Below are 20,317 nucleotides of genomic sequence, written 5' to 3'. Positions count from 1 at the left end.
GGGAGTCTGCATGTCGAATGGGCGTCTGACGGCCATGTGTACATGACGGGACCAGCCAATTACATCTGCGAAGGTCGACTCCTGCGTTCCATGACAGCTACGTTGACGTGAGGCGAACAAGCTCTTCACGGTGTCCCAAGGCGGTCTCTTTCGCATCGGATGCGGCGGACAGGTCGCGACCGTCATCGAACTTGAGCATCTGCCGTTCAAACCGGCAAAAGGGAAATCAGGGGTCGTGTAGATGACGTTCTCAAGGGCGCGATGTTTGGTAGAAGTGTGGAAGTGAGGGTGAGCGGGAAATCTGTATTGACTTCGATCAATTGGCCTCGCTAAAATTTAAGCAACGCGTTGATGAGGGCTTTGGATGATGCGGCATCCTGGCTCCAGGGTCTTGGATCGTCGGAGGGATTCCTTCGTTGTCCTCCGGCTTCGTCGGTTAGCGCCAGCTCCATTAAGTTTGGACGTGCGGATTTGGCTCGCGCGGGGTTCGATCCAAGCGGGGTTCGAGCCAAATCGTAGAAAGCCGGGTCTATGCGTTTGGCGCAAGGCTTCGTGGTTGCGAACCCATGGGACAGGTATAAATTCACTCGAGGAGTTTAAAAACAAAGGAGGGTCCGCCCACCATGTTGCCTTGCCATACCCGCAAGCCAAGCCGTGACGTTTCGGTCACGGACAAGGCGTCCTGTTGCGCCCAAGAGTCGCGCCGTTCGACCGATTCCGTGGGGCGGGTTTCGCTCCATGAGCATGACGCTTGCGGCGTCGGGTTCATTGCCGTCGGTGACGGGCGCTCCTCCCATGAAGTGGTGCGCCTCGGGCTTACGGCGTTGTACCGCCTGCGCCACCGCGGGGGCGTGGCGGTTGACGGCTTGACCGGCGACGGTGCTGGTGTGATGACGGAAATCCCCCACAAACTCCTTCAACATGAACTGGCCGCCCACTCCTTGCGCCTCCCGGCAAGAGGTGACTACGCTTTGGCGTTTTGCTTTTTCCCACGTGAGGCAAGCGCCCGTGCCCGCGCTCAACGTTTGTTTGAAGAAGCTTGCGCGCGCTACGGGTTGTCCGTTCTAATCTGGCGAAGCGTACCGGTGGACGAGTCCGTCCTCGGGCCTATTGCCGCTGCCTCCCGACCTGACCTGTGGCAGGCGGTGATCGTCCGCCCGGACTCGGTCCCCGCGGGCCGCTCTTTCGAGCGAACCTTGTATCTGGCTCGGCGGGAATTTGAGCGGGAGGCGGAACGGCAGCCATGGGGATCCCGGGACGCGTCCGGCCATGCTACAGTCGGGGGGACCTCCGCAGAAGAGGGCGCCCCTTACGTCGTCTCTATGTCTTCGAGGACAGTGGTCTATAAGGGCTTGCTCTTGGCGGACGATGTAGATCGGTTTTATCTCGATCTCCGGAATCCGGAATTCGAGACGCGTTTTATCCTTTTTCATCAGCGCTACAGCACCAACACGACGCCCTCCTGGAAGCGGGCTCAGCCGTACCGGGTGCTGGCGCACAACGGGGAGATCAACACACTACAAGGCAATGTAAATGGGATTGCCGCGCGGGAACCGCTCCTGTCTGTCCCGGATTGGCCGGAGGCCACGCGAGAACGGCTATTGCCTATCATCGACGCGGGCGGTTCCGACTCGGCTATGCTGGACAACATGGCCGAACTGCTGACCCTTGCGGGCCGCGACGTTCGACACGCGTTTCTCATGCTGGTGCCTGAGGCCTGGGAAAAAGTTCCTGACCTGTCGGAGGAACTCAAAGATTTTTATCGTTTCCACGCTTGCCTGACGGAGCCATGGGACGGGCCGGCCGCGCTCGTCTTCAGCGACGGTCGATGGGTAGGGGCGCGACTGGACCGCAATGGGCTGCGGCCCATGCGCTACACCGTCCTCGACGATGGGATGGTGGTGGCCGCTTCGGAGACCGGTGTGGTGGATGTCGATCCGCATCGGGTACGGGAGCACGGGAAGCTGGGGCCGGGCCAGATGATCGCCGTCGACCTGGAGACGGGCCGGTTCTACCATGATGAGGAAATCAAAGCAGAGCTCGCCAAACAAAAGCCGTACGGCGAGTGGGTGCGGAGAGGCATTCGCACCTTGAAGGAATCCGGCGCTGACTGGAACGCCGCCGCCGCCAACGCCTCCACTTCCTCGACGCCGCTTTCTCGCCTGATGGCGGCATTCGGTTTTACCAAAGAAGAATTGAGTGCCGTCTTTCAACCCATGGTGGAAAACGGCAAGGAACCGGACGGTTCCATGGGCGACGATACGCCTCTTGCCGTTTTTTCCCAAGTTCACCGGCCCCTACACCACTATTTCAAACAGCGTTTCGCGCAGGTGACCAATCCTCCTCTCGATTATTTACGGGAAGAGCTTGTTTTCTCCCTGACGATCCGTTTGGGTGCTCGCCCCAATCTGCTCACAGAAGCGCCGGAGCATGCGCGAATGATCGAACTTTCAAGCCCGGTGCTTACCGACGAACAGCTGGCTCGTTTGAAAGCGTTGGGTACTAGAGATCCGCTGTTTCGAAGCGCTGTCGTAGAAATGCTTTTCCCTGCCGCCGGGCCTGAAGCACTAGAACCGGCGGTAGAAGAGCTATGCCGGCGGGCCGAAGAAGCCGTTGACAACGGGTATACTATCTTAATCTTGAGTGATCGAGGGATTAGCGACCAGCAGGCACCCATTCCATCCCTTCTTGCTACTGGTGCCGTTCATCATCACCTATTAAGGGTGGGTAAGCGAGCGAAGGTTTCTTTGGTGGTAGAAAGCGGCGAGCCGCGTGATGTCCACCATTTTGCTACCCTTATTGGCTATGGTGCGGCCGCTGTCAACCCCTACCTAGCATTAGCTGTTGCGAGGGAGTTGGGAAACGAGGGGAACTTTATCCGGGCCATTGAAGGCGGTCTCAAGAAGGTCATGTCTAAGATGGGCATTTCGACGTTGGATGCTTATACGGGTGCTCAAACCTTTGAAGCCATTGGTCTAGCTCCTGAAGTGATCGAACGATGCTTCTCAGGCACGCCTTGCCAGGTCGGTGGCAATGGTTTTCGGGAGCTGGCGGAGGACGTCCTCTACTGGCACAGACTTGCTTTCTCAGAGGAGGCCGGGACGCCCGGTTGGCTTCAGAAGGAGGCGGATGGGATCGAAGGTGACAGCACTTCTACAAGAAGAAGTGTGATTGCAGGGGTTGTCAAAGGCTATGGGTTTTACAAGTTCAGAAAGGATGGTGAGTTTCACGAGTTCAATCCAGAGGTTGTGCGGGCGTTGCACAGGGCTGTGCGGGAAAGGCCGATTCTGTCGGGGGAAAAGATAACCGAAACGAGCGATCTTTATCGCCATTTTAGCCAACTAGTGCACGGAGGTTCGCCAAGCCAAATCCGGGATCTCCTGGACTTTCGCTCCGACAGGCCGCCGATTTCGGTAGATGAGGTTGAACCTATAGAGGAAATTGTTCGTCGCTTCTCCACAGGCGCCATGTCTCTCGGGGCACTATCGCCGGAAGCACATGAAACGTTAGCGATCGCCATGAACCGGTTGGGTGCTCGTTCTAATTCCGGCGAAGGCGGAGAGGACTCATCCCGATACGGCACGGAGCGTAACAGCGCGATTAAGCAGGTAGCCTCAGGCCGCTTTGGTGTTACACCGGCTTATCTGGCCTCGGCTATCGAGCTCCAGATTAAGATAGCCCAAGGTGCTAAACCCGGCGAGGGGGGTCAGATTCCGGGGCACAAGGTAACGGAATTAATTGCCCGCCTGCGTTATGCGGTGCCGGGGGTACCGCTGATTTCGCCTCCGCCTCATCACGACATCTACTCAATCGAAGATCTTGCGCAGTTGATCTATGATCTCAAGCAGGCCAACCCCAAAGCCTTGGTTTCCGTCAAGCTGGTCGCGGAGACAGGCGTGGGCATTATCGCGGTTGGTGTGGTGAAGGGATTTGCCGATATCGTTGTCATCAGCGGGCACAGTGGCGGTACCGGGTCTTCTCCGCTGAGTTCCATTAAGCATGCCGGTCTGCCCTGGGAGCTTGGACTGGTGGAGACCCAGCGCATGCTGGTGGCCAGTGGCCTGCGTTCGAGGGTCACGATTCGGGTAGACGGTGGACTGAAAACGGGTCGTGACGTAATGATCGCTGCCCTTCTAGGGGCCGATGAATATTCTTTTGGTACTTCAGCGATGGTGGCTATGGGATGTCAGATGGCGCGGGTGTGTCATACTAACGCCTGTCCGGTGGGCATTGCCACTCAACAAGAGAAGTTGCGTAAGAGGTTCTCAGGCACGCCAGAACACGTGATTACATACTTCCTTAACGTTGCTCAGGAAGTTCGAGAAATTCTCGCCAAGCTGGGTTATCGGAGCCTGGACGAGGTGATCGGACGTTCTGACCTGTTGGTTCAGCGATCCACCGGCCTCCCGCGAATCGACCGGATCGACCTCAGAGAGCTTTTGGTGCCGGCGGCGTTTTTGGCTCGAGACGCGACGGCGGTCATGCGCCGTACGCAGCTCTCCAATCCGTTGCCTCCGGAAGACGCCTTGGGTCGTCGGATTGCCGAGGAGCTGCGTGAATCGATCGAAGAAGCCCGGCCGGTGCAGCGGATCTACGAGATCCGCAACACGGATCGCACGGTTGGCGCGACGGTAGCTTGGGAAATCGCTCGGCGGTATGGGGATCAGGGGCTTCCTCCGGGTAGCGTGCGCCTCGAGTTTCGCGGTGTGGGGGGGCAGTCATTCGGCGCTTTCTGTATAAACGGAATGAGCCTGAAGTTAGTTGGACGGGCCAACGATTACGTCGGGAAAGGTATGGCGGGCGGTGAAATCGTGATCTGCCCCGAGCCAGGTGCACCTACCGCGCCGGAACGGAACGTCATTGTAGGCAACACCGTCCTCTACGGCGCGACGGGAGGAGCTCTGTTCTGCGCCGGGGCGGCGGGCGAGCGCTTTGCTGTCCGCAACAGTGGCGCCGTCGCGGTTGTGGAAGGAGTCGGCGACCACGGGTGCGAGTACATGACGGGTGGCACTGTGGTGATTCTGGGACGTGTAGGACGTAATTTCGGCGCTGGTATGACCAACGGGAAGGTCTTCGTTTACGACCCGGAGGGGTTGCTGCCGACGCGTTATCATCAGCCTTCGGTGCGCATCGAGCGTCTCTCCGGCGCCGTCAGCGGGAAAGACGGGAAAGGGGAGATCGTCGAGGAGCTGCGGGCGTTGATCGTCGCCCACGCAGAGCGCACGGGGAGCCCACGGGCAAAGGAGCTTCTGAATCACTGGGACGAGGTGCTTCCTCATTTCTGGCGCGTGATTCCTCTGGCGGCGGAGGCAATGGTCGGTCAAGCCAGGGAAGTCTCGAAGCGGTAATAGGCGGTTCTCAAGTCCGGGAGCAACCGGTGATTTTTTAGAGGTGATTTTTTAGAGATGAAAAAAGAGATGGAATGTCTCCGCGATGTTCTATCCTTTTCTTTTATGTTCCCGCTTCTTCGTCTGCCGGAAGGTCGCGGAGCGAGAGGTCAGAGGATCGACACCCGGTAATGTCGCATCCACACATCCACTTGGATCAAGTAAGCCAAAAGCTGCGGGCGCCGCATGAGCTGGCCAAACCAAGGCAGGTCGAACTCTTCTTCCATGCGGGCCAGCTTCCGGACCGCCGGAATGTTCAAAAGAGGCCGTAGCGGAGAGGAAAGATCTTCAAGGAGTTCTTCCACCCCAGCGCGTACGGCTTCTAGATACGCGGGATGATTGGTTTTGGGGTAAGGGCTCTTTTTTCGCGAAAGGACTGCATGGGGAAGCACACCTTCGAGCGCGCGGCGCAGCAACCCCTTTTCTCGTCCTCCAGCCGTTTTCATCTTCCAAGGAACGTTCCAGACATATTCCACCAGCCGGTGATCCAGGAAGGGCACGCGTACTTCTAATCCCACGGCCATCCCCATCCGGTCCATCCGATCGAGTAACACCGGCAACCAACGGGTCAGGGTGAGATACGCGATTTCCCGTCTTCGGGCTTCTGCGTGTTCCTCGCCTTTCAGGCGCGGCACTTCGGTAAGAGCTTGCCGATAGCGCTCCTCCAGATAAGCTTGAGGCTGGATGAGGTGGACGGCGTCCGGCGACAGGATCTTCAGCCGCGCCTCCGTTTTCACCGACCAAGGAAAGGTATCTGCTTGCAGCGCCTCGTCCCGAAAGAACCAGGGATATCCGCCAAAGATTTCGTCCGCTCCCTCCCCTGACAGTGCCACCGTGGTTTCCTTTTTGAGCTCCCGGCAGAAGAGGTAGAGGGAGGCATCAATGTCGGCCATTCCAGGCAAATCGCGTGCCTTCACCGCTTTCGACAGCGCTTCGAAGAGGTCGGTCGTGGCGATCCATACCGTTCGATGATCTGTGCTGAAGGCATTTGAAACCAAACGGGCGTAAGGGGTGTCAATCTCGGGCTGAAAGGAATTGGGGCGAAAATATGGTTCGTTATCGACGTAGTCCACCGAGTACGTTCGCAGTGGATTGTTCCCCCGTCGCGCGACGGCTTGTGCCGCAAAAGCAGTGATCGCGCTGGAGTCCAAGCCGCCAGAAAGAAGCGCACCGATGGGAACATCGGACACCAGCTGCCGCTCGGTGGCGTCGACCAAGAGAGTTCTTATGCGGGCAACGGTGTCCTCGAGAGCATCTTCGTGGGGTCGGCTTTCCAGCGCCCAGTAGGCGTTTAGGGAAAGCCCGCCGCGGTCCCAAAGCAGGAAGTGTCCGGGCAACAGCTCGCGGATCTCCTTGAATACACCGTGGCCGGGGGTCCGCGCTGGGCCAAGGGCGAAAATTTCCGCCAAGCCCTCGGCATCGACGATCGGCCTCACATCGGGGTGAGCCAGCAGCGCTTTGATTTCGGACGCAAAGAGAAACACATGGCTTTTTTGGACGTAGAAAAGGGGTTTGACGCCGAGGCGATCTCTGGCCAGGAACAGCCGTTGCTCGCCCTCGTCCCAAATGCCGAAGGCGAAGATGCCGTTGAAGCGTTTGAGGCAGTGAACGCCCCATTCGATAAACGCCGCCAGCACCACTTCGGTATCTGAAGAGCTGCGGAACTGGTGTCCCAGGTGCTCAAGTTCGCGGCGCAACTCTTTGATGTTGTAAAGCTCGCCGTTGTAGGTCAGGATGAACCGATGTTTGCCGTGATCACGGACCATGGGTTGTTCGCCGCCGGCGGGGTCGATGACGATTAGTCGCCGGTGACCGATAGCGGCGTGCCGGGAAACCCAGTAGCCACAATCATCTGGGCCGCGGCGGTCGAGCGTGTTGGTCATGACTTCCAGCACTGGGCGCTGCCTCGTAAGGTCCCGATTCCAATCGATCCAGCCCACGATGCCGCACATGAAATGGTTTACCTCCTCGTCAATTGTCCTCGTCGGTTACCGTCTTACCTATGAAGAGGTCGGCTCTGCCGGCTTCCGATTCCGGTTTAGCCGGGCGGCTGCCCAATTTTTCAAGGTATCTTATGTCTTTAACGGAGGGTCCGTGCCTGTCCGTTTAGGCGATAATGGCCGCATTTTCTCTCGGGTGTGCAGGTTTCGGGGCAACGTGTTCAGAGTGCCGGCGCGTCCGTGTCTGCAACGCGACGGTTCATCGAGACTTCTTTAGCACTTACCCGGCGCGTTTGTTTGAAAAGCGTTTTATCGACTAAAGGGAGATGTTGATGCTTTTTGGGGGTTGGGAAGGACGGGAGGACGACAGGGGCGCTCTTCGATCCACCCGACAGGGAAGTGGTTAGGATAGCGGCATCTTTACGAGTCTCTTTATGTTCGGTTATAATTGAAACATCGCGTTAAGGGGCCCTTAAGGGGAAAGGCAAGCGTGGACGAGTCACGCGAGTTTGACCGTAAAGGAGGCTTTGGCATGCCAAAGGTTGCCCAGCGCATTGCGACCGTACCGCCCTATCTCTTTGCCCAAATCGACAAAAAGAAATCCGAACTGATGTCCAAGGGCGTCGACGTCATCTCTCTCGGCATCGGAGACCCGGACTTGCCCACGCCTGACTTTGTCGTGGAGCGCATGCAGCGGGAGGTGGCGAATTCCCGCTGGCACCAATATCCCGATTATGACGGGCATCTTATTTTCCGGGAGGCGGTTGCCGACTTTTACAGGCGGCGCTTCGGCGTCGACTTGGACCCGAAACAGGAAGTTCTGACCCTCATTGGTTCCAAAGAGGGTCTGGCTCATCTCATTTGGGCCTACGTCGATCCCGGCGATGTCGTCCTGATCCCGGACCCGGCCTACCCGGTTTATCAAATCCATACGTCCCTGGCGGGAGGGACTCCGTATTTCTTGCCGCTTACCCGGGAGCGGAACTTTCTGCCCGACCTTTCTCTCGTCCCGGAAGAGGTGGCGCGGCGTGCCAAGCTCATCTTTCTCAATTATCCAAACAACCCCACCGGGGCCGTGGCCAGCCTCGACTTCTATGAGGAGGTCGTGGCGTTTTGCCAGCGGTATGACATCCTCCTGGTTTCGGACAACGCCTACTCCGAGACGACGTTTGACGGCTACGTCGCCCCGTCGGTGCTGCAGGTGCCGGGGGCCAAGGACGTTGCCGTCGAGTTCTGGTCGTTCTCCAAGCCTTTCAACATGACGGGGTGGCGGATCGCCGCGGCGGTGGGGAACGCCGACGCCCTCTACAAGGGACTCGGCATTATCAAGACCAACACCGATTCGGGCCAGTTTACGGCCATTCAAATGGCTGCCGTTGAAGCGCTCACCCATCCCCAAAGCGAGGCGTTCATTCGGGAAATGAATGCCATCTATCAGCACCGCCGGGATCTGGCAGTGGAAGGGTTGCGCGCTATCGGCTTTCAGGTCGAGCCGCCCAAGGGAACATTCTACCTTTGGGTCCCGGTGCCAAAGGGATACACTAGCATCTCCTTTGCAAACCTGCTCTTGACTGAGGCAGCGGTGGTGGTAACACCGGGCGTGGGATACGGACAGTACGGAGAGGGCTATGTACGTATCAGCCTTAGTCTCAAAGAAGAACGGCTAAAGGAAGCGCTTGACCGAATCCGAAAGGTTTTGAAAGGCTAGGCCTTGATGCGGGGGACAGATCCTTTGGCATAGGAAAGCCTGTCCCCTTTTGCTTTGTTGCGCGATGTCCTTTCGTCGAACGGCGCCCTTCTTGCTGGGCCTGCGAGGATTATTCGTTGACAGCCTGCGGATAGTGCATATACTAGGAAGGGAGGTGTACCCTGGAGGAAGGGCGTCAAAAGAGCACTGTAATAAACGGTTTTACCGTGGTAGGGGATGACCAGGGTAGGTAAAGAGGATTCGAGAAAAGAAAATGGGGAACGGCGGTCAGAGATTGGAATCGAAAAGCGAAGGTATGCTTCGCTAGCTCTGGGACTCGTCTCCTACGGCAGAGGTGAATTGACGAGGTTGGGGTGTATCGAAGGTTCGGTGGATCTCCTCGCGGTTGGCTACAATCGTGAGCGACCTGGCAAATCTTGGGAACGATTCCGGAGACAATACAGGTTTGGTGGTCTGACGCTCGTGTGTCTTCCCTTCTTTATTTCTTCTACTCGATTTCTTCTACTCGGGTCTTCCCTTGGTCGTTCATTTGACGTTTGAGTGGGCCAGAAGAGAGAGGAGGTTGGCGGACGTATGTGCGGGATCGTCGGTTATGTGGGGGCAAAGCAAGCGGCCCCCATCTTGATCCACGGTTTGCGCGCCCTGGAGTACCGCGGCTATGATTCGGCTGGCATTGCCGTCTATGGCAACGGCGTCGTGCAGGTACTAAAGCGGAAGGGTCGGATCGATCATTTGGAGGCGCTCGTGGGCGAACGGCCTCTGCAGGGAACCCTCGGTATTGGCCATACCCGTTGGGCTACGCACGGGCAGCCGTCGGATGAGAATGCCCATCCTCACACGGACTGCACAGGGGATCACGTGGTGGTGCACAATGGGATAATCGAGAACTATGCCGAGCTGCGCGATGAACTGAAGGCCCAAGGACACCGCTTTAAGTCAGAGACAGACACAGAGGTGGTCGCCCATCTGATCGAATCCCTTTATGACGGCGATCTGGTAAACACGGTGCGCCGGGTTGCGGCCCGTCTGGAAGGGGCCTACGCCCTAGTAGTGATTAGCCGGCAAGAGCCGGACAAGATCGTGGCCGTCAAGCGAGCATCTCCCTTGATCATCGGCCTCGGCGAGGGAGAAAATTTTCTAGCTTCGGACATCCCGGCACTTTTGCCCTATACCCGTCGGGTCATTCCTCTGGAAGAAGAAGAAATGGCTGTGTTGACCAGCGATGGCGTCAAACTCATTCGCCTTGACGGCACATTGGTAACACGCGCGCCTATGTGGGTGAAATGGGATCCCATACAGGCTGAGCGAGGCGGGTACAGACATTTCATGCTCAAAGAGATCCATGAGCAGCCGCGGGCGGTGCGGGATACGCTCTCTGGCCGTATCAACCGGAGAGGCGACGACGTTTTGTTGGACGAGGTGCACCTGGACCCCAAATGGGTTCAGGACCTCCGCGGTGTGTATTTGGTAGCCTGCGGGACGGCTTATCACGCGGGCCTAATCGGAGGACGACTGATCGAGCGACTAGCCGGCATCCCGGTTTGGAACGAGGTGGCTTCGGAGTTCCGCAGCCGCGATCCCTTGATTGACAAACGCACGCTGTTTGTCGTCATCAGCCAGTCGGGCGAAACGGCAGACACTTTGTCCGCTTTAAGGGAGGCCCGACGGCGAGGGGCCCGCATTTTGGCTATCACCAATGTGGTGGGAAGTTCGGTGGCCCGTGAAGCCGACGATGTGGTTTACACGTGGGCCGGCCCTGAGATCGCCGTTGCTTCGACGAAGGCGTATACCACCCAGGTTGTGGCGTTGGCGCTTTTGGCGATCCGCTTGGCCAAGATTACGGGGCACACCGGCGAGCAGGAGTTACGCGACTTACTCGAGGAGATGCGCTTTCTTCCGAAGGCTTTAGAGGAGGTGATGGAGCTAGAGGAGGAAGTGCGCGCAATCGGGGAACGCGCGCGGACGTGGCACGACGCTTTTTTTATCGGTCGCGGGCTTGATTATTTCTCCGCTCTTGAAGGGCAGCTCAAGATGAAGGAAATTTCGTACATTCATGCAGAGGCCTATCCAGCTGGCGAACTGAAGCATGGCACATTGGCACTCATCGAATCGGGCACACCTGTGATTGCCCTAATGACGCAGCCTGATCAGAGGAAAAAAATGATCAGCAACATCGAAGAGGTGCGGGCCCGCGGCGCGGACGTGTTGCTCATCGCCCGTCAGGACCTAGCGGGCGCTGATCGTCACGCCCAAACGACGTTGATGTTGCCCGCGGTTCACCCGCTTTTAATGCCGGTAGTTACGGTGGTGCCTCTACAATTGTTGGCCTACTATGCGGCCGTGACCCGCGGTGCTGACGTGGACAAACCACGGAATTTGGCCAAGAGCGTCACGGTGGAGTGATGGGAGGGAAACCGTTTTGGTTAAGACCGAATCGACTACCGAAACCGAGCGCATTGTGGTTTTGGATTTTGGCGGCCAATACAGCCAATTGATAGCCCGGCGAATTCGGGAACTTGGCGCCTATTGCGAAATTTGGCCGTATACCACCCCTCCGGACCGTGTTCGAACGCCTTCGGTGCGCGGGCTTATCTTGTCTGGGGGACCCTCTTCGGTGTATGATTCGGATGCCCCTCGTTGCCATCCCGAGATTTTTGAGTTGGACGTTCCGATTCTGGGCATTTGTTACGGGATGCAGCTGATGGTGCAAGAATTGGGAGGACAAGTGGAGCGGGCCGACCTCGGGGAGTACGGAAAAGCACTACTGGAGATCCTTGAACCGGACTCACCACTGCTTAAGGGGTTGCAGCGCCGGACACAGGTTTGGATGAGCCATGTCGATTCGGTCAAGAAGCTGCCCCCCGGATTCCGGGTGTTGGCTTCCACCGAAGTTACGCCCATCGCCGTGATCGGAGACGACGCCCGGCGCCGGTACGGCGTGCAGTTTCACCCTGAGGTCGTGCATACGTTGGAAGGGGACCGCCTCTTAGAGAATTTTCTTTACCGCGTGGTCGGCATGCGGGGGGATTGGAAGCCGCAGAATTTTGTGGCCGCGCAGGTGGAATCGATTCGACGGGAGATCGGCGCTGGCCGAGCGCTGTGTGCGTTGTCGGGGGGCGTCGATTCCGCGGTGGCTGCGGCCCTCGTTTACCGGGCGATCGGGGATCGCCTGACTTGCCTCTTTGTTGATCACGGTTTTCTTCGTAAGGGTGAAAGGGAGGAGGTGGTGCACACCTTTCAGAAACGCCTGGGCGTCCCGCTGGTGCTCGTGAATGCGGCCGACCGTTTTTTGCGGGCGATCCAGGGGGTGGTGGACCCCGAGGAGAAACGGCGGCGCATTGGCCACGAGTTTATTCGGGTGTTTGAAGAGGAAGCTCGGCGATTGGGCCCATTCGAATTCCTGGTTCAGGGGACCATCTACCCGGATGTCGTGGAATCAGGGGCCACGCCCGGCGCTCCGACAGCCGTCATCAAGACTCATCACAATGTGGGAGGTCTCCCGCCGGATTTGCGATTCCGCCTGGTGGAGCCGTTGCGCTCTCTCTTCAAGGATGAGGTGCGGGCGGTGGGAAGAGAGCTGGGTCTTTCCGAAGCCATCGTGACCCGACACCCATTCCCGGGACCGGGTTTGGCCATCCGGGTGCTGGGCGAAGTGACCGAGGAAAAACTGGCCATTCTGAGGGAAGCCGATGCGATTTTTCTTGAGGAGATCCGTAAGGCTGGCCTCTACGAGGTCATCTGGCAGGCTTTTGCGGTGTTGGTCAATTCCCGGAGTGTGGCCGTCATGGGCGACGAGCGGCGGTACGGGTATATCATCGCGCTTCGGGCGGTCACGAGCGAAGATGGCATGACAGCCGATTATTTCCGTTTTTCGTGGGATTTTTTGGAGCGGGTTGGGCATCGCATCACGCGCGAGGTGCCGAATGTCAGCCGCGTGGTCTACGACATTACTTCCAAGCCTCCGGCCACGATCGAGTGGGAGTAGCCGGTTGACATCCGTTCGTTCCTTCGGTAGGATGGGCTTTAGAAGGGAAGGGCCGAGGCGAGGCGTGCATGGAAAACGAATACGGGGCATGGGGTGAAAGTGTGCCTAGGGTTCCGCAGGCGAAGAAGGCTTGTCTGGTCCGAGCGGCACAGGCGGCGAGCGGGGGATTCCAAAGCGGCGCTGTTGCCGTTACACCGTGGGGATAAAAGCCCGGGCGGGGAGGTTTCACGGTGAAATCTCCCCGCCCGGGCTGTGCTTTTTGGAAGAGTATTATAGTACAGGGGTAGCGGATTCGATACGATTTCCGCGGAAAGGGGCGAGGTCCATGCGATTTAAGGCAGAGGTTCGAGTGACCTTGCGGCGCGACGTTTTGGATCCGCAAGGGTCGGCGGTGGAGGGAGCGTTGCGCGCGATGGGCTACGACGGCGTCAAACGCGTTCGGATGGGCAAGTGGATCGAGCTTTGGTTGGAGGCGCCGTCGCCCGCGGACGCCCAGTCCCAGGCAGAAGAGATGGCCCGGCGCCTTTTGGCCAACCCGGTGCTGGAAACATACCAGGTGACACTCAAGGAAGCAGGAGATGATCGGTGAATATCGAGAGAGTGTTACTGGCTTGGTCATTTCTCGCGAAGAGGTGAGGGATTTTGGCCAAATTTGGCATTTTGGTCTTTCCAGGAACGAATTGCGAGATCGACGTTTTGCGGGTACTACGCTATCTTTTGCATCAAGACGCGGAATTGGTGTGGCATACAGAGCAAGATCTGGAGCGTTACGATGCCGTGATTTTGCCCGGGGGCTTTTCATATGGGGATTACTTGAGAGCTGGAGCGATAGCGCGGTGGGCACCGGTGATCGAGGCGGTTTATGATATCGCGGAAAAAGGGCGTCTCGTTTTGGGGATTTGTAACGGTTTTCAGATTCTGACCGAGGCCGGTTTGCTTCCCGGGGCGCTGCAGCGAAACCGCCACCTTCGCTACGTTTGCGGATGGACCCACGTTCGGGTGGAGCGCATCGACACCCCGTTTACCTCCGCCTACCGGGAGGGACAGGTGCTCCGGATCCCGATTTCCCATGGTGAGGGGAATTTCTATGCCGATCCCGACACGCTGGCCGAGATCGAAAAATGGGGACAAGTGGTGTTGCGTTACGCGAACCCTGACGGTCAGCTTACCGAAACGGCCAATCCCAACGGCTCCTTGCATCACATTGCCGGCATCATGAATAAAGCCGGCAATGTGATGGGGCTTATGCCCCATCCAGAACGGGCCTGTGAGGCCATTCTCGGGTCGGAAGATGGATGTGGGATTTTTGCGTCGATGATTCATTACCTGACCAGGGGGAGGGTGTTCCATGTCGACTAGCCTCCCGCTATGGGCCGTTTTAGGGTTGAGGCAGGAGGAATACCTCAAAATTTGCGAGGACCTCGGAAGCGAGCCGAGCGAAACGGTACTGCGGATGTACGCGGTCATGTGGTCCGAGCATTGCGCGTACAAACACTCAAAACCGGTTCTTCGTCGCTTGCCTACGAAAGGTCCTCAAGTTCTACAGGGTCCCGGGGAGAACGCAGGGGTTGTGGATTTAGGAGATGGTTTGGCGCTTGTTTTCAAGATAGAGTCCCACAACCATCCATCCGCGATTGAACCTTTTCAAGGTGCTGCCACCGCCGTAGGCGGTATCTTGAGGGATGTGATTGCCATGGGTGCACGGCCGGTCGCTCTTTTGGACTCTTTGCGTTTTGGGTGGCCCGACGACGCTCGGCAGCGGTATCTGTTGTCAGGTGTCGTAGCGGGAATTGGGCACTATGGTAACAGCATGGGCATTCCCACCGTGGGGGGGGAGGTGTACTTTGACCCCGCGTACAGCGGCAATTGTCTGGTCAACAGCATGTGTGTGGGACTGGCCCGACGGGAGGAGATCCAGCGCGCTATCGCTCAAGGGCCCGGCAACCTTATTCTGGTGGTGGGGGCCCGCACGGGCCGGGACGGCATCGGGGGGGCTGCGTTCGCGTCCCAAGAGCTTTCTGAGGCATCGGAAGCGGACCGACCGGCCGTTCAGGTAGGCGATCCTTTCATGGGGAAACTTTTAATGGAGGCCATTCATGAGCTTTACAAAGTGGGGGGTGTCGTGGGGGTACAGGATTGCGGTGCCGGCGGTCTCACTTCGGCCTGCGTGGAAATGGCCAATCGGGGCGGTGTAGGTATGGAAATCGATGTCCTTCAAGTGCCGCGCAGGGAAGAGGGAATGCTGCCGTGGGAGGTCATGCTGTCAGAATCCCAAGAACGCATGGTGGTCTGCCTGGAGCGGGGCCGTGAAGCGGAGGCAATCCGCATCTTTCGCAAGTGGGGGCTCGAGGCGGCGGTGATCGGCGTGGTTACGGATGACGGCGTTTTTCGGGTCAAGGAAGGTGCTCGGGTCGTGGCGGAAGTTCCAGTTCGGTCCTTGGCTGACGGCGCGCCGGAGTATATGCCGGATGCTCGGGAACCGGACTATCTTCGGCTGCTTCGGGCGTTTGACTTTGCCTGCCTTCCCGAGCCTGAGGACTACGGAGATGTGTTGCGCAAGCTACTCGCTTCGCCCAACATCGCCAGCCGCCAATGGGTGTACTCGCAGTATGATCACCATGTCCGTCTGGGAACCGTGGTAGGCCCGGGGGGAGACGCGGCGCTATTGCGATTGCCGGGGACGAAAAAGGGCGTCGCGGTGAAAATTGACGGCAATGGCCGGTACTGCTACTTGAATCCGCGTCGAGGAGCGGCGATCGCGGTGGCGGAAGCGGCCCGCAACGTGGTCTGTGTCGGCGCAAAACCGCAGGCCATTACCAATAACCTCAATTTTGGCAGTCCGGAGAAGCCGGAAGTGTACTGGCAGTTTGTGGAGGCCGTGGAAGGGATGGCGGAGGCGTGTCGGGCTCTCGGCACGCCCGTGACCGGCGGCAACGTGTCCTTCTACAACGAGTTCGAGGGCCGGCCGATCTATCCCACGCCCACCATCGGCATGGTCGGCGTTTCTCCCGATGTCGAGCGCCATGTCCAGCCGGGATTCAAACGCCCGGGGGACGTGATTGTCCTCCTCGGCCAGCCGGAAGGTGCGCATCTCGGCGGAAGCGAGTATTGTTGGGTGATTCACGGGGTGGTGGCGGGGGATGCCCCTGAGCTCGATCTGGATTTGGAGCGCAGGCTTCAAGAATGCGTGTTCGCCGCCATCCATCAGGGGATTGTCACCGCCGCCCACGATGTGACCGAGGGAGGGCTGGCCGTGGCGCTCGCGGAAATGTGCATCCAGGCCTCGCCGGAAGCGGGGGGATGCCGCGTGACCGTGCCCCTCGGGCCGGGACGGGCGGACGGCCAGCTTTTTGGGGAAACGCAGTCTCGGGTTTTGGTCACGGTTGGACGAGAGGATGTGGAGCGGTTGCAAAAACTGGCGCTCGAGCACGATGTCCCGATCCGCTTGTTGGGGGAAGTCACGGCCGACGGCCGGTTCCGTCTGGCCGTCCTGCAGCCGTCGCCGGAAGAGGGGGCGGCACTCCGGCGGTCGCTTATCGATCTTCCCGTTGAGTCGCTTCGACGGGAATGGCAGGAGGGGTTGGAACGATGGTTGGTTTCCGGCACTTAACCTCTCTGCCGGGCGGCCGATTTGGGCCGTAAAGGGGCAGATAGAGCCCGGCGTGGCCTTTCGGTGGTGCGGTTTCCCGGATGAAAATGGAAAGGAGGTATTCTGTGGGACAGCTGCGCATCGGCATCGCCCAGATTAACGTCACCGTCGGGGAACTCGCCGGAAACGCCGAAAAGATCACGGGTTATGCGGAGCAGGCGTGGAGGATGGGGGCTGACCTGATCGTCTTTCCTGAACTTGCCCTGACGGGTTATCCTCCGGAAGATCTTGTCTTTCGCAGCGCCTTTGTCGAGGCCAACTTGCGGTGGCTGAAGTGGGTGGCCGAGCGGATTCCGCCGAAGCTGACGGCACTGGTGGGATTTGTCGATCGAGAAGGCGACCTTTACAACGCTGCCGCCGTGATCCGTAACGGGTCCGTGCGGGCGGTGGCACGGAAACGTTTTCTCCCGAATTACGGGGTATTTGATGAAAAGCGGTATTTCAGCCCTGGAGACCGGGTTCTGGTGGTTCGATTGGCAGGCATCACCATGGGCGTCACGATATGCGAGGATCTGTGGGCCCCGGTCGGGCCTTACCGCGAGCAGGTGAGGAATGGCGGCGCCGAGGTGATTTTGAATCTTTCAGCCTCTCCCTTTCATGCCGGCAAGTCCGCGATTCGGGAAAGCATGCTGCGTACCCGAGCCAGCGACTATGGCGTGGCTATCGTTTTTGCCAATCTGGTCGGGGGTCAGGACGAGCTGATCTTTGACGGTCGTAGCCTCGTGATCGATGCGGGCGGAGAGGTGGTGGCCCGTGGAAAAGCTTTCGAAGAAGATCTGGTGTTGTGTTATCTGGACTTCGGAGAAGCCTTCCCGAGGCGTTTGCACGAACCCCGCTGGCGTCACGTGCCGCCCGGCGCAGAGCAGGCAAGTTCGCTTTGGACGGTAAACCTCGATGGCGAAGGGGAAAGCGTTGCAGAAGCGGAAGATCCGGGATTCGGCGTCCGCCTCTCGGAGGCCGGAGGCGCTGCTCGAGGGAAGTCCCCGCTTGATCGACGGGAGGTTCCGGTGCTGGAAGGGGAGGCCGAGGTCTATGCTGCCCTCGTCCTGTCGGTGAGGGATTATGCGCGCAAGAACGGATTTTCTCAGGCAGTGCTGGGCTTAAGCGGCGGGATTGACTCTTCTTTGGTGGCGGCGATCGCCGCTGACGCTTTGGGCCCCGAGCAGGTGATCGGGGTTCGGATGCCTTCGCCTTTCACCTCTGAGGCCAGCATGCGCGATGCGGAGGAACTGGCAGCCCACTTGGGGATTCGTCTGCTCACTATACCCATTGGGGAAATTTTTGACGCCTATCGCCGCACCCTCGCGCCCACCTTCGACAATTCCGCTTTTGTCTCGCTTTCGGGCGACGTGGCGGAAGAAAATCTGCAGGCTCGCATCCGGGGGAGCCTGCTGATGGCTTTGTCCAACAAGTTCGGCTGGCTGGTTCTGGCGACCGGCAACAAAAGTGAATTGGCGGTGGGCTACGTGACGCTTTACGGGGACATGGCGGGTGGCTTTTGTCCACTCAAGGACGTTCCCAAAACCTTTGTCTATCGCCTGGCGGAGTACCGGAACCGCCGGGAGGGTCGGCCGGTGATCCCGTTGTCGGTGCTGAGAAAGGCTCCTTCTGCCGAGCTGCGCCCCGGGCAGAAGGACGAAGACGAGTTGCCGCCTTACCCCGTCTTGGATGCTGTTTTGGAGCTCTACATGGAACAAGATCTACCCGTATCGGCCGTTGTCACCCGCGAATATCCGGAAGCAATCGTTCAACAGGTCGCCGAACGGGTGCGTCGTAGCGAATACAAACGCCACCAGGGGGCGCCTGGTCCGAAACTGACACCACGCGCTTTTGGGCGTGACAGACGTTATCCCATTACCAATCATTTCCGTGAGCGTTGATGACCGTTCGGGGGTTATTGACAGTGCCATGGGGCCGGTGTATACTCTAATATAGCTATGTGGGCAACGGCGCCCCCGCGATTGGACTCGCGGGGGGTATTTTCGTTGTTTAAGCCGTCCAGCGCCTCTCGCCGGGGAGGTGGTGCGATGGGGGCGAAGGCAGAATAGCTGCTACTTTTCGAGGCTTAAGGACTAGGCAATCACAAACAAGGAGGAGATGTCCGCATGTCGTCTATGAAGCCCGTCGCCGTCAAAACAGTCGAGGATATTAAAGCGGCAATTCGCGACATGAACATCGGCACCATCAGTCTGCAGTTCACGGATATCCTGGGAATGGTCAAACATGTTGAAATTCCGGCGGATCAGATTGACAAAGCGTTGGCAGGCGAATTGATGTTTGATGGTTCGTCGATTGAAGGGTTTGTTCGCATTGAAGAATCCGATATGTACCTGCGGCCTGATCCCGATACGTTTGTCATTTTGCCGTGGAAGACGTTTGAAGGTCGACGGACGGCGCGCCTTATTTGCGACATCTATAACCCCGACGGCACTCCCTTTGAGGGCGATCCCCGTTATGTCCTTAAACGGGTGACGGCCGAGGCCGCCGAGATGGGTTACATTATGAACGTCGGTCCGGAGCCGGAGTTTTTCTTGTTCAAGCGTATGGAAGCTGAGCAGGGGCACCCGGTGAGCACCGACCGTGCCGGTTATTTTGACCTGGCGCCGGTCGACATGAGTGAGGAAGTGCGAGCTCAAATCGTGCTAACCTTGCAAGAGATGGGCTTCGAGGTCGAGGCCGCTCACCACGAGGTGGCGCCATCCCAACATGAAATCGATTTTAAGTACGCGGATGCTGTAACGACGGCAGATAACATCGTCACTTTTCGTTTTGTAGTGCGTACCATAGCCTTAAAGCACGGACTTCATGCAACCTTTATGCCAAAACCACTCTACGGCGTAAATGGATCGGGCATGCACCTACATCTGTCGCTCTTTCGTGGCGGCGAAAACGCCTTTTACGATCCCGAAACGCCGGATCAGCTGAGCGAGGTGGCGAAACAGTTTATTGCCGGAATTATGGAACATGCTCCGGCAATCACCGCTGTGACCAATCCGCTGGTCAACTCGTACAAGCGTTTAGTTCCAGGGCATGAGGCCCCGATCTATGTGACGTGGGCACACCGCAATCGTAGCCCGATGATTCGTATTCCTGCCAAGCGGAAGCTTAGTACTCGGATTGAACTGCGTTCACCCGATCCTTCCGCTAATCCTTATCTGGCTCTTGCGGTCACACTCAAGGCGGGGTTGGACGGGATCAAGCGCGGTCTCATGCCCCCTGAGCCTGTGGAAGGGAATATCTACCGGATGAGCGCCGCTGAACGGAAAGAGCGGGGCATTGCTAGCCTGCCGGGTTCTCTCGCGGAAGCCATTCAGGCTCTCGAGCAGGATCCCGTGATCCTAGAGGCGCTGGGGCGTCATGTGGCATCTCATTACCTTGAGGCGAAGAAGATCGAGTGGGAAGTTTATCAAACCCAGGTTACTCCGTGGGAGTTGCAGGAGTACCTCATGAAGTATTGAGACGTTCGTCTTGAAGTGTTCAGCAAAGAGGCCGGTCCCCGGAGCCTGTTTCAGGAACCCGCATGGTACCGGCCTCCGTTTGTTTTGTGCACAGGGTGGTCACAGCGTCAGTCAAAGGGTACCGATGGACGCACCGCCGACGAAGACCGTTGCCAGGGTCATCGATGGAATGTGAGACGAAGGTGACGGA

The 20,317-nt window shown here is 58.3% G+C and carries 10 protein-coding genes; 9 read left to right on the top strand and 1 reads right to left on the bottom strand.

Features of this window, described 5'->3' with window-relative positions:
• Window positions 1-623 precede the first annotated feature (623 nt).
• Window positions 624-5,348: a glutamate synthase large subunit gene (gltB, locus tag C7438_RS06365; protein ID WP_121444514.1), complete on the top strand. Its 4,725-nt coding sequence runs from the start codon at window positions 624-626 to the stop codon at window positions 5,346-5,348.
• 149 nt (window positions 5,349-5,497) lie between these two features.
• Here the strand turns inward: gltB and asnB are convergent, their stop codons facing one another.
• Window positions 5,498-7,339, bottom strand: coding sequence for an asparagine synthase (glutamine-hydrolyzing) (asnB, locus tag C7438_RS06360; RefSeq protein WP_121444513.1), 1,842 nt, complete (start codon window positions 7,337-7,339; stop codon window positions 5,498-5,500).
• Window positions 7,340-7,859: 520 nt separating this feature from the next.
• Between asnB and C7438_RS06355 the strand changes: the two genes are divergently transcribed.
• The 8 genes from C7438_RS06355 (at window position 7,860) to glnA (ending at window position 20,127) form a co-directional block, all read left to right on the top strand.
• A complete protein-coding gene (locus C7438_RS06355) occupies window positions 7,860-9,035 on the top strand; it encodes an LL-diaminopimelate aminotransferase (RefSeq protein WP_121444512.1) in 1,176 nt (391 codons plus the stop codon).
• Between the two features lie 573 nt (window positions 9,036-9,608).
• Window positions 9,609-11,438 carry a glutamine--fructose-6-phosphate transaminase (isomerizing) gene (glmS, locus tag C7438_RS06350; protein WP_121444511.1) on the top strand — a complete coding sequence of 610 codons (1,830 nt, stop codon included), beginning with the start codon at window positions 9,609-9,611 and terminating at the stop codon, window positions 11,436-11,438.
• Window positions 11,439-11,454: 16 nt separating this feature from the next.
• Entirely contained in the window at window positions 11,455-13,020 is a 1,566-nt protein-coding gene (guaA, locus tag C7438_RS06345; RefSeq protein ID WP_121444510.1) for a glutamine-hydrolyzing GMP synthase, read from the top strand.
• 325 nt (window positions 13,021-13,345) lie between these two features.
• Window positions 13,346-13,609: a phosphoribosylformylglycinamidine synthase subunit PurS gene (gene purS / locus C7438_RS06340; RefSeq protein ID WP_121444509.1), complete on the top strand. Its 264-nt coding sequence runs from the start codon at window positions 13,346-13,348 to the stop codon at window positions 13,607-13,609.
• Between the two features lie 53 nt (window positions 13,610-13,662).
• Window positions 13,663-14,379 (top strand): phosphoribosylformylglycinamidine synthase subunit PurQ, encoded by a 717-nt coding sequence (gene purQ, locus C7438_RS06335; protein WP_211322107.1) that lies wholly within the window; start codon window positions 13,663-13,665, stop codon window positions 14,377-14,379.
• The gene (gene purL, locus C7438_RS06330; protein ID WP_121444507.1) at window positions 14,369-16,630 is read left to right on the top strand and encodes a phosphoribosylformylglycinamidine synthase subunit PurL; all 2,262 of its coding nucleotides are present in this window, start codon (window positions 14,369-14,371) and stop codon (window positions 16,628-16,630) included. Before purQ ends, purL begins: the two co-directional genes overlap by 11 nt.
• 104 nt (window positions 16,631-16,734) lie before the next feature.
• The gene (locus C7438_RS06325) at window positions 16,735-18,549 is read left to right on the top strand and encodes an NAD+ synthase (protein ID WP_245956536.1); all 1,815 of its coding nucleotides are present in this window, start codon (window positions 16,735-16,737) and stop codon (window positions 18,547-18,549) included.
• Between the two features lie 225 nt (window positions 18,550-18,774).
• Entirely contained in the window at window positions 18,775-20,127 is a 1,353-nt protein-coding gene (glnA, locus tag C7438_RS06320; RefSeq protein ID WP_252393331.1) for a type I glutamate--ammonia ligase, read from the top strand.
• Window positions 20,128-20,317: the final 190 nt, after the last annotated feature.

Source organism: Brockia lithotrophica (genome assembly GCF_003633725.1).
Classification (GTDB): domain Bacteria; phylum Bacillota; class Bacilli; order Thermicanales; family DSM-22653; genus Brockia; species Brockia lithotrophica.
The sequence above is the reverse complement of the archived record's forward strand: the minus strand, read 5'-3'. Positions and strand labels throughout refer to the sequence as shown.